Annotated in this window: 1 pseudogene; it reads left to right on the plus strand. The window is 41.9% G+C overall.

Annotated elements, in window-relative coordinates:
- Positions 1-544: pseudogene (locus tag GO495_RS31920) on the plus strand (DUF6443 domain-containing protein); the annotation flags it as partial.

Here is a 544-nt window from a genome sequence, read left to right on the forward strand (position 1 = left end):
CTTTTTACAACGACAAAGGGCGGGTAGTTCAGACAGTAGCGGATAATACGCCCGGCGGCAAAGACATTACCAACACACTATTTGATTTTAGCGGTAAGCCGGTAAGCTCTTATCTACGACATACTAATCCTCGCAGCACAGTTACACCTCAAACAACAGTGTTAACCATGTATCACTATGATGCAGGTGGGCGCATAGATTCCGTAAAGAAACGTTTAAATGATAATGTCGCTTTACAACAAACATTAGCTGTTAATGATTACGATGAATTAGGACAGCTGAATAGTAAACGATTAAATGCTATGGCATCTTCTCAACTGGAATCATTAAACTATGAATACAATATTCGTGGCTGGCTAAAGTCTGTTAATAAAGCCTTTGTAAATACAGCTGGCAGTACTTCCAACTGGTTTGGACAGGAACTGTGCTATGATTACGGCTTCGGCAACAAAGAGCTGAACGGTAACATTGCAGGGGCTAAATGGAAGAGCCGCTCAGATGGTATTGCCCGCGCTTTTGGCTATGATTATGATAATGCCAACAG

Origin of the sequence: Chitinophaga oryziterrae, from assembly GCF_009758125.1 — a bacterium.
In the GTDB taxonomy this organism is placed as follows: domain Bacteria; phylum Bacteroidota; class Bacteroidia; order Chitinophagales; family Chitinophagaceae; genus Chitinophaga; species Chitinophaga oryziterrae.